The organism is Comamonas sp. GCA5, from assembly GCF_036541385.1.
Taxonomy (GTDB): Bacteria; Pseudomonadota; Gammaproteobacteria; order Burkholderiales; family Burkholderiaceae_C; genus Comamonas; species Comamonas aquatica.
In genome coordinates, this window is the sequence record NZ_JAZHFR010000015.1 from 45,349 (window position 1) to 55,986 (window position 10,638).

Annotated in this window: 8 protein-coding genes; 2 read left to right on the forward strand and 6 right to left on the reverse strand. The window is 67.8% G+C overall.

The window, feature by feature from the left end:
* Positions 1-62: 62 nt before the first annotated feature.
* From SJH88_RS05940 to SJH88_RS05960, 5 genes are all read right to left on the reverse strand, one after another.
* Positions 63-983 carry an ABC transporter permease gene (locus SJH88_RS05940; RefSeq protein ID WP_042414096.1) on the reverse strand — a complete coding sequence of 307 codons (921 nt, stop codon included), beginning with the start codon at positions 981-983 and terminating at the stop codon, positions 63-65.
* Positions 983-2,068 (reverse strand): ABC transporter permease, encoded by a 1,086-nt coding sequence (locus tag SJH88_RS05945; RefSeq protein ID WP_043384411.1) that lies wholly within the window; start codon positions 2,066-2,068, stop codon positions 983-985. Before SJH88_RS05945 ends, SJH88_RS05940 begins: the two co-directional genes overlap by 1 nt.
* Positions 2,061-3,656, reverse strand: a complete 1,596-nt coding sequence (locus tag SJH88_RS05950) for an ABC transporter ATP-binding protein (RefSeq protein ID WP_274753884.1) — start codon at positions 3,654-3,656, stop codon at positions 2,061-2,063. Before SJH88_RS05950 ends, SJH88_RS05945 begins: the two co-directional genes overlap by 8 nt.
* An 84-nt stretch (positions 3,657-3,740) precedes the next feature.
* Positions 3,741-4,664, reverse strand: coding sequence for a LysR family transcriptional regulator (locus tag SJH88_RS05955; protein ID WP_042414104.1), 924 nt, complete (start codon positions 4,662-4,664; stop codon positions 3,741-3,743).
* A 78-nt stretch (positions 4,665-4,742) separates the two neighbouring features.
* On the reverse strand, positions 4,743-5,537 hold the full coding sequence (locus SJH88_RS05960; protein WP_274753885.1) for a hypothetical protein: 795 nt from the start codon (positions 5,535-5,537) through the stop codon (positions 4,743-4,745).
* 243 nt (positions 5,538-5,780) lie between these two features.
* Here SJH88_RS05960 and xdhA point away from each other — a divergent pair, with 243 nt between their 5' ends.
* Both xdhA and xdhB read left to right on the forward strand, forming a co-directional pair.
* Positions 5,781-7,286 (forward strand): xanthine dehydrogenase small subunit, encoded by a 1,506-nt coding sequence (gene xdhA, locus SJH88_RS05965; RefSeq protein WP_274753886.1) that lies wholly within the window; start codon positions 5,781-5,783, stop codon positions 7,284-7,286.
* Positions 7,283-9,610 carry a xanthine dehydrogenase molybdopterin binding subunit gene (xdhB, locus tag SJH88_RS05970; RefSeq protein ID WP_274753887.1) on the forward strand — a complete coding sequence of 776 codons (2,328 nt, stop codon included), beginning with the start codon at positions 7,283-7,285 and terminating at the stop codon, positions 9,608-9,610. Before xdhA ends, xdhB begins: the two co-directional genes overlap by 4 nt.
* A gap of 48 nt (positions 9,611-9,658) precedes the next feature.
* On the opposite strand, the gene SJH88_RS05975 is transcribed toward xdhB, so the two are convergent.
* Positions 9,659-10,638 (reverse strand): GGDEF domain-containing protein (locus tag SJH88_RS05975; RefSeq protein WP_274753888.1); only part of this gene is annotated, 980 nt, incomplete at its 5' end.

A 10,638-nucleotide genomic window follows, 5' to 3' on the forward strand; every position in this document is an offset into this window, starting at 1 on the left:
CGCGCTTTGCGTGTCCACTGCCGAGGGCAGCAGACACCAGCGTCGTTGATGTAAGGCCCTGTTTAAGAGCCGGGGTAAAAAGGCTTGCCCAACGAAGCCGGCATGTTCGCACGAATCCATGCCGGATTGCGTGAAATCAGGACCAGCACCACGATGGTGGCGATGTACGGCAGCATGCTCAGCAGCTGGCTGGCGATGTGCACGCCGGTAGCCTGCAGGTGGAACTGCAGCATGGTCACGCCGCCAAACAGGTAGGCGCCCAGCAAAATGCGACCGGGCCTCCACGTGGCAAACGTGGTCAGCGCCAGCGCAATCCAGCCGCGGCCGGCCACCATGCCTTCGACCCACAACGGGGTGTAGACGGTCGACACATAGGCCCCCGCCAGACCGCACAGCGCGCCGCCCGCCATCACCGCACCCAGGCGGATCATGCGCACGTTGTAGCCCAGGGCGTGGGCCGACTCGGGCGACTCGCCGACCGAGCGCAGCACCAGGCCGGCACGCGTGCGGTACAGGAAATAGACCAGCAGCGCCGCGATCACGATGGCGCCGTACACCAGGGGGTGGTGGCGGAACAGCGCGGGCCCCACCACGGGCAGGTCGGCCAGGTAGGGGATGGCGAACTTGGGGGTCTCGGGCATCTTGGCCTGCACATAGTTCAGGCCTGCAAATGCAGAGAAGCCGCCGCCAAACAGGCTCAGGGCCAGCCCGGTGGCCGACTGGTTGGTGTTCAGCCAGATCACCAGCACGCCAAAGATGGCCGCCAGCAGGGCCCCGGCCCCCATGCCGGCCAGAAAGCCGACCAGCGTGCTGCCGGTGTGCACCACGGCGGCAAAGCCCGCCAGTGCCGCGCACAGCATCATGCCTTCGGCGCCCAGGTTGATCACCCCGGCCTTTTCGTTGATCAGCAGGCCCAGGGCCGCCAGCGCCAGCACGGTGCCCGCACTGAGGGTGGAAGCAAACAGCAATGCGTAGGCATCCATCACTGGGCTCCCTTCACTGCGCCCGACTTGGCACCGACCCAGCGCACGCGGTACGCGATCAGGGTGTCGCAAGCCAGCAGGGCAAACAGCAGCAGCCCCTGGAAGACACCCGTCAGAGATTTGGGCAAGCCCAGGCGCGACTGCGCCAGCTCACCGCCGATGTAGAACATGCTCATCAAAATGGCAGAGAAAATCATGCCCACGGGGTGCAAACGCCCCACGAAGGCAACAATGATGGCCGCAAAACCGTAGCCGGCCGGCACATAGGGCGTGAGCTGGCCGATCGGGCCCGCCACCTCCAGCGCACCCGCCAGACCGGCCGCGCCCCCGGAGATCAGCAGCGCCGTCCACAACGCGCGGCGCGAGGAAAAGCCGGCATAGCGTGCCGCGGCCGGGGCCATGCCCCCCACCTGCTGGGCGAAGCCGGCCTTGGTGCGGAACAGGAACACCCACAGGCCCGCAGCCCCTGCCAGCGCCAGCAGCGTGCCGATGTGCACGCGCGTGCCCTCAATCAGCTTGGGAATCTGGGTGACGCGCTCGAAGGCCTTGGACTGCGGGAAGTTGTAGCCCATGGGGTCCTTCCAGGGGCCATAGACCAGATAGCCCAGCACCAGGGTCCCCACGTACACCAGCATCAGGCTGACCAAGATCTCGTTGGCGTTAAAGCGGTCACGCAGCAAGGCCACGATGCCTGCCCACACCATGCCGCCCAGCACACCGGCCAGCAAAATCGCCGGCACGATCCAGGGGCCTGTGGTCTTGTCGGCCAGCAGCGCCACGCCGCCCGCCGTGACCGCACCGATCACGAACTGGCCTTCGGCGCCGATGTTCCAGATGTTGGAGCGGAAACACACGGCCAGGCCCAGCGCGATCAGCAGCAGGGGGGTGGCCTTCATCACCAGCTCGCCCAGGGCGTAGCTGGTCTTGATGGGCTCCCAGAAAAAGGCCTGCAGGCCCTTGACCGGGTCCTTGCCCAGGGCTGCGAACAGGCACACGCCGACAGCCACCGTGATCAGCAAGGCCAGGATCGGCGCGCCATAGGTCCAGAACCTGGACACCTGGGGACGGGGTTCGAGCTTAAACATGCTGGGCCCCTCCATTGCGCGACTGCGCCTCCACCTGCGCCAGGTGCTGCTGCACGTCGGCATTCCACAAACCACTCATCCACTCTCCCACCAACTGCAAGGTGGCCTCCGCACGGTCCAGCGACGGGCTGAGCTGCCCCTTGGCCACCACGTGCAGGCGATCGCTGATTTCAAACAATTCGTCCAACTCCTCGCTGAGCACCAGCACGGCGCAGCCCGCATCGCGCAGGGCCAGGATTTCACCGCGGATTTGTGCCGCTGCGCCCACGTCCACGCCCCAGGTCGGCTGCGAGACGATGAGCAGCTTGGGCTTGGCGTCGATCTCGCGACCAACGATGAACTTCTGCAGGTTGCCGCCCGACAGCGACTTGGCCAGGGCGTTCGGGCCGCCGGCCTTGACGCCGAAGCGGCGGATGATGTCGGCCGCATGCGCTTCCAGCTTGGCAATGCTCAGCCAGCCGCCCTGCCCCACCGCGTCATCGCGCGTCAGCAGCATGTTGTGCGCCAGGCCCATGGCCGGCACGGCGCCGCGCCCCAGGCGTTCTTCGGGCACGAAATGCAGGCCCAGCGCACGGCGCTGGCGTGGGTTCATGTGCCCAGCCGCCTGGCCGGCCACCTGGACCATGCCGGCCTCGGCCCGCGTGTCCTCGCCGGACAGGGCGTACAGCAGTTCCTGCTGGCCGTTGCCCGAGACCCCGGCAATGCCGACCACCTCGCCGGCACGCACCTCGAAATGCATGTCGACCAGGTCGACCCCGAACTGGTCCTGCTTGGCCAGGCTCAGGCCCTGCACGCGCAGCACGGCGGCGCCGGCCTGCACCGCGCGGTGCTGCAGGGCGGGAGGCTCGGCACCGATCATCAGGCGCGACAGCGAGGCATTGCTTTCCTCCTGCGGGTTGCAGTAGCCCGTGACCTTGCCGCCACGCAGCACGGTGCAGGCCGTGCACAGCTCGCGGATCTCGTGCAGCTTGTGGCTGATGTAGAGGATGGAGCAGCCTTCAGCGGCCAACTGCTTGAGCACCACAAACAGCTTTTCCACCGCCTGGGGCGTGAGCACCGAGGTGGGCTCGTCCAGGATCAGCACGCGCGGGTCGGTCAGCAGGGCACGGATGATTTCCACGCGCTGCATCTCGCCCACCGACAGGGTGTGCACGGGCCGCGAAGGGTCGATGTCCATGCCGTACTCGGCACCCTTGGACTGGATGCGGCGCGTCACCTCGGCCAGGGACATCGACTTGTCCAGGCCCAGCCACACGTTCTCGGCCACGGTCAGCGTGTCGAACAGGCTGAAGTGCTGGAACACCATGGCGATGCCCAACTGGCGCGCTTCCTGCGGATTACGGATGTAGACCGGCTGGCCGTCGAACAGCACCTGGCCTTCATCGGGCTTGACAGTGCCGTAGATGATCTTCATCAGCGTGGACTTTCCAGCGCCGTTTTCACCCAGCACCGCGTGCACTTCGCCGGGCTGCACCGTCAGCGATACCCCATCGTTGGCCACCACGGCCGGATATCGTTTGGTGATGCCCACCAGCTGCAGTCGCGGTGGCGCGTCACCGGGCGTGGGGAGGGATTGAGGGGATGTCATGCGCGAGATTGTCTCAGTTCAAAAAAATCCTAATAACAAATACTGCGTAACCGCAGATTTGGCGTTGGCTGATAGCTATCTATCTCATAGCAAAAGAGCGGTATTCTTCACGGCCTCACGCAGCCAGGTGCCGGCACTCGAGTGGTGCGTGCGGTCGTGCCACAGCTGGTAGTAGCGCATCTGCGGCAAGGGCACTGGCACCGGCAGGATGGCCAGTGGCAGCTGCGCGGCATAGCGCTCGCAGAACTGGCGCCCGGTGGTCAGCACAAGCAAGCTCGATGCCACCATCTGCGGCATCAGGCCGAAATGGGCGCAGCGCACCGCGATGTTGCGGTGCAGCCCCTGGGCATTGAGGGCTTCGTCGATCACGCCCTTGGCCCCGGGGTGGGTCGGCATCGGGGCGATGTGTTCGGCGTCCAGCCACTCCTCGGCTGTCCAGCCGCGGCGCACGGCCGGGTGCGACTGGCTGACCAGGCACACGGGTTCATCGGAGAACAGCTGGGCCATGCGCAGCTCGGTCGGTGGCTGGGGCCAGTTGCCGATCACCACGTCCACCTCGCCCTGGGCCAGCTGGCCGCTGTAGTCCACGCCCTGGCTCAGCGCCTGGAGTTCCACGGCGCACAGCGGCGCCTGCTTTTTCAGGAGGGCCACCAGCTTGGGCAGGAACTGCGGGTCCAGGTAGTCGCTGGCGGCGATGCGGAAGGTGCGCGCCGAGCTGCGCGGATCGAAGGCCCGCGCATCCGTGAACAGGTGCTCCGCCGACTGCAGGATGGCGGCCGCAGGCTCCAGCATGCGCAGCGCGGCATCGGTGGGCTGCATGCCCCCGCCCGAACGCACCAGGATGGGGTCACCCGACAGGTCCCGCAGGCGCTTGAGCGCCGTGGACACCGCCGGCTGGTGCATGCCCAGACGCACTGCCGCCCGCGATACGCTGCGTTCGGCAATCACCGTATGCAGCACGCGGATCAGGTGCAGGTCAATCTTTTCAAAGGGCGTGGTTTCTCGCATGAAAGAACGATGGGCCGCGAAAGCGACCCAGTATGCCAAGGCGGTGGCGCCCAGGGGGCAGGGATTATTCGGTGGTGTTCAATGCTGCTGCACGGCCTCGCCGGTCAGGGCTGCTTCGTCCAGTTTGGCCTGCCAGTACGCCAGCCGGGCGTTGTGGCGGGCCATGATGGCTGCGTCGATGGCCACCTTGTGGGTGTCGGAGTAATCCTCCATCTCATCCACCAGCTGGAGCATGGTGCGTTCCATCTGCGACATCTGCTCCATCAGCTCTTCCTCGGCGGTCTTCTCGGTCCGCAGGGGATTGGCCAGGGCGGCGATCAGCTTGCTGTGCTTCGGGGTGTCGGCGGTGCGCAGCACCCGGCAGGCTTCATCGTAGGCGGCGCGCACGGTCGTGAACTCTTCCATGCGTTCGTTGAAGCCTTCGTTGAGCACGGCCTTCAGGTGCGCCTCGGCCTGCAGATAGACCTCGTGGCAGCGCTGCACCTCGGCCTCGCGCTGCAGGCGCTCGGCACGGGTGCGCGGGCCTTCCAGGCGGAACAGCACAGCAAACGCCAGCACGGCCGCGGCGCCATACCACAGCAGCCAGTCGGTGGGCACCTGAAAGCCCCCCCAAGCCAATGCCGCCGTGCCTGCCCATGCCCCCAGATAGATCGCCTGGCTCTCCCAGCGCACCTCGCGGGGCACAGGAATGGGGGCCAGTTTGACCAAGGAGTGGAACTGCGTCGGCTCTTTGGGCTCGGGGACCTTGAGCTTGGCGACCCGCTCGGAAACTTCGTCGATGTGAAATTGTGTGGGGGCAGGTTCAGGTTGTGCAGGTGCAGACCAGAACTTGAGGGAACTTTTGGCGCGTCGCAAGAAGTCAGAAAAATTCATGTTGCGGCAAAAGGTCCAGAAAATTGGTGGTGCAGTTTAGCAATTGCAGGGGTGTACAGGCCGCCCAAAGCTCGTTGCACGGAAATTGCTTGGAACTTTTGTATACACATCGGGCCCGCGGTGTGCACCGGCCCTGGCCGGGCGCACTATGGCTGCAATCGCATGGACTACATACGGAAGTCTATATGTCGCGGCAAGACCCGGATGGCTTAATGAACAAAAACACCGTCAAATTGCAAGACTATGTCTCCACGTCCTCTCCATTTCCTGCGTCGCGGCCAGCCCGTGACGCTGCATGACATCCCGCCGGACCGCACCTTGCTGGAGGTGCTGCGCGAAGACCTGCACTGCACCGGCACCAAGGAAGGCTGCGGTGAAGGCGACTGCGGCGCCTGCACCGTGGTGCTGGGCGAGCGCACGCTGGACGCCGACGGCCAGCCCCGGCTGCACTACAAGGCCATCAACAGCTGCATCCGCCTGGCGCATTCGGTCGACGGCATGGCCCTGTGGACCGTGGAGGACCTGGCCCAGGACCCGGACATCCAGCTGCCGGCTGGCCAGCAGCTGCACCCCGTGCAACAGGCCCTGGCCCAGTGCCACGGCACGCAATGCGGCTTTTGCACCCCGGGCTTTGTGATGAGCCTGTTCGGCATGTACCAGAACCACGCCCGCGGCGCGGCGCTGGACCGCCAGGGCGCGCAGGAGGCCCTGTCCGGCAACCTGTGCCGCTGCACCGGCTACCGCCCGATCCTGGAGGCCGCCCGCGACATGGCACAACTGCCCCCGGCCACGGTCGACGCCCCGGCCGTTCTGCAAAAACTGGAGCAGCTGGCGCTTAAGGATGCTGCGATTGAGGCAGAAAACAGCTACCAACGCCCAAGCAGCCTGCGCGAGCTGCTACAACTTCGTGCAGACCACCCCGACGCCCAGATCGTCGCCGGCTGCACCGACGTCGGCTTGTGGGTCACCAAGCAGCACCGCCGCTTCAGCCGGGTGCTGGACGTGACCGCCGCCGCCGAGCTGCGGGCCATTACGCAGACCGAGGGCTGGCTGCGCATCGGCGCCGCCGCCACGCTGGAAGAGGCCTTCGCCGCCCTGCAGGCGCAGTGGCCCCAACTGCACCGCTTTGCCGCGCGCTTTGCCGGCCTGCCCGTGCGCAACAGCGGCACGCTGGGCGGCAACGTGGCCAACGGCTCGCCCATCGGCGACTCCATGCCGCTGCTGATCGCGCTCGGCGCCCAGGTGGTGCTGGCCAGCGTGCGCGGGGGCCGCAGCCTGCCCCTGGAAGCTCTGTACACCGGCTATCGCCAGAACGTCATGGCCCCGGACGAGCTGCTGGTGCGCATCGACGTGCCGCTGCCGCCGCCCGGCAGCGCAACCCGCCACCTGCGCGCCTACAAGGTCAGCAAGCGCCAGGACGATGACATCTCCGCCGTCTGCCTGGTGCTGCAGGTGACCGTCGAGCACGGCGCGGTGACCAGCGCCCGCATCGGCGCCGGCGGCGTGGCGGCCGTGCCCGCCCGCGCCGTGCAGACCGAGGCCGCCCTGACCGGCCAGCCCTGGACTGCCGCCACCGTACAGACCGCCGCGTCCGTGCTGCAGGCGGAGTTCAGCCCCATCTCGGACATGCGGGCCAGCGGCAGCTACCGCAAGCACCTGCTGGCCAGCCTGCTGCAGCGCTTCTGGCTGGAAAGCCAGGGCCAGGCCGGCGCCTCTTTGGAAGACATTCGCGTGGAGGTGAGCGCATGAACGCCCCGGACACCCTGTTGAACACGGCCGCGCAGGGCGCGGTCGGCCAATCCCACCTGCACGAAAGCGCCCGCGCCCAGGTGCTGGGCCAGGCGCCCTACCTGGACGACATGCCCGAGGTGCGCGGCACCCTATATGCCGCCCCCATCCTGTCCCGGGTGGCCCACGGCACGCTGCACGGCGTGGACACGCGCGCGGCCCTGGCCATGCCCGGTGTGCGCGGCGTGGTGCTGGCGGCCGACATTCCCGGCGACCCCATCCTGGCCGCCTTCGGCCATGACGAACCGATTTTTGCGCGGGACCAGGTGCTGTACGTCGGCCAGGTGATCGGCCTGGTCGTGGCCGACAGCGTGATGGCCGCGCGCCGCGCGGCACGCCAGGTCCAGCCGGACATCAGCCCCCTGCCCACCATCCTGACGGTGCAGCAGGCGCTGGAGGCCGAACACTATGTGCTGCCGCCCGTGCATGTGACGCGCGGCGACGCCGATGCCGGCCTGGCGCGTGCGCCCCACCGCCTGCAGGGCACGCTGGAAGTGGGCGGCCAGGAGCACTTCTACCTGGAAGGCCAGATCGCCTATGTGCTGCCCATGGAACAGAACCAGTGGTGGGTCTACTCCAGCACCCAGCATCCGGGCGAGGTGCAGGAATGGGTGGCCCACGCCCTGGGCATCGGCAACCACGCCGTCACCGTGCAGTGCCGCCGCATGGGCGGGGGCTTTGGCGGCAAGGAAACCCAGGCCGGGCACCTGGCCGTGTGGTCGGCCCTGGCGGCGCGCAAGTTCGGCTGCCCGATCAAGCTGCGCCTGGACCGCGACGACGACTTCATGATCACCGGCAAGCGCCACCCGTTCGCCTACAACTGGGACGTGGGCTTTGACGATACGGGCCTGATCACCGGCCTGAAGCTGCAGATGGCCGCCAACTGCGGTTTCAGCGCCGACCTGTCCGGCCCCGTGGCCGACCGCGCCATCTTCCACGCCGACAACGCCTATTTCCTGTCGGACGTGCGCATCAGCTCCTACCGCTGCAAGCTGCACACCCAGAGCCACACGGCCTTCCGCGGCTTTGGCGGACCGCAGGGCGTGATCGTCATCGAGACCATCCTGGGTGACATCGCCCGCACCCTGGGCCTGGACCCGCTGGCCGTGCGCCAGCGCAACTACTACGACGCCGACGCCAGCTCGCCGCGCGCCGTCACCCACTACCAGATGACGGTGGAGGACAACATCCTGCACCCGATGACCAAAAAACTGGAGCAGGATGCGCGCTACCAGCAAAGGCTAGAGGCCATTTCGGCCTGGAATTCCCAGAACCCGGTGCTGCAGCGCGGCCTCGCCATCACGCCGGTCAAATTCGGCATCAGCTTCACGGCCACGCTGTTCAACCAGGCCGGGGCGCTGGTGCATGTCTACACCGACGGCAGCGTGCAGGTGAACCACGGTGGCACCGAGATGGGTCAGGGCCTGAACACCAAGGTGGCCCAGGTGGTGGCCGACGAACTGGGCGTGCCCCTGTCGGCGGTGCAGGTCACCGCCAGCGACACCAGCAAGGTGCCCAACGCCAGCGCCACCGCGGCCAGCAGCGGCACCGACCTGAACGGCCGCGCCGCCCAGTACGCGGCGCGCAAGGTGCGCGGCAACCTGGCGGCCTTCGTCGCCGGGCTGGACGGCTGCGGGGCCGGCGCCGTTAGTTTTGCGGGCGGCCAGATCCACACGCCCCAGGGCGCGCGCGACTTCCGGGCCGTGGTCAAGGAGGCCTATGCCAACCGCATCCAGCTGTGGAGCGATGGCTTCTACCGCACGCCCAAGATCCACTACGACAAGACCACGCTGACCGGGCGCCCCTTCTATTACTTCGCCTATGGCCTGGCCTGCGCCGAGGTGGCCATCGACACGCTGACCGGCGAATCCAAGGTGCTGGCCATCGACGTGCTGTACGACGCCGGCCGCAGCATCAACCCGGCCATCGACATCGGCCAGGTCGAAGGCGGCTTCGTGCAGGGCATGGGCTGGCTGACCACGGAACAGCTGGTCTGGAACGACCAGGGCGTGCTGACCACGCACGCCCCCAGCACCTACAAGATCCCGGCCACGGGCGACATTCCAGAGCACTTCCAGGTCCAGCTCTACCAGGAGCCGAACCGGGAGGACAACGTCGGCGGCAGCAAGGCCGTGGGCGAGCCGCCGTTCATGCTGGCCATCAGCGTCTACGAAGCCCTGCGCCACGCCATCGCCAGCGCGCGCGAACGCCAGGGCAAGCGGGGCGTGGTCCAGTTGCAGGCCCCGGCCACGGCCGAGCATGTGCTGCAGGCCCTGCAGCGCTGAACGCTGCACGCCCACCCCAGCCAGCGTGGTGCGCTGCGGACGCCGCCCTCAGGCCACGGGCCGGCTGACGGCCTGCAGCGTGCTGACCTGCCCCACGGCCACCTGGCAGCGACCGCGGCGCTTGGCCTCGTAGCAGGCCATGTCGGCCCCGCGCACCGCCTCCTGCGGGGCATGGCGCAAGGCATCCACGGCCACCACCCCGACGCTGACGCTGATCCAGTGGCGCTCGCCCCCCCAACTGGGCTGCCAGCGCCACACGGCATCGCACAGGGCCTGGGCCACGCCCTGGGCATGGGCCAGGCTCAGACCCGGCAGCAGCACGGCAAACTCATCCCCGCCCAGCCGCGCGACATCGCCCAGCGGCTGGACGTGGCTGTGCAGCAGACGGCCGATGTGGCGCAGCATCTTGTTGCCCATGTCGCGCGAGGTGACCTCGTTCATCATGCCCAGGTGGTCCACATCGATAAACAGCAGACAGCCCTGGGTGGGCACGCGTGCCACCGCGCTGTCGGCCAGGGCTTTGGGCGGCTGCAGGCTGTCCGTCACCCAGGACTGCAGGCTCCACATGAAGGCCTCGCGGTTCGGCAGGCCGGTGAGCCCGTCGCGCCAGGCATGGGCCTCGACCGGCCAGGAGGGCACGCTGCGCCCCTGGCGCCAAGGCAGACGCAGGCGCCAGACCGTGCTGTCCGGGGCGCGATCGGGGGTCCAGGCCAGCACCTCCACCCACACCCAGTCGCTGTCCTTCTTGCGCAATTGCACCAGCCCCTCGAAGCCGCCCAGGTCGACCAGGGCATGGCGCACCGCCGCCAGCGCCTGCGGGTTCTCAAACAGCTGGTCCAGCGCCAGCACCGCCCCTTCCGAGGGGAAATAGCCCAGGATCACGCCCACCTGCGGCGTCGCCACCTGGACCCGCCCGTCCTGCTCCAGCAGCATGGCCACCGGCACGGTGTCCAGCATGGCCAGCGTGCCGGCCACGGGCGGGGTGTCAGCCTCGGCCACCGCGCCGCCGGGCTCGCCGTGGCGGTGGG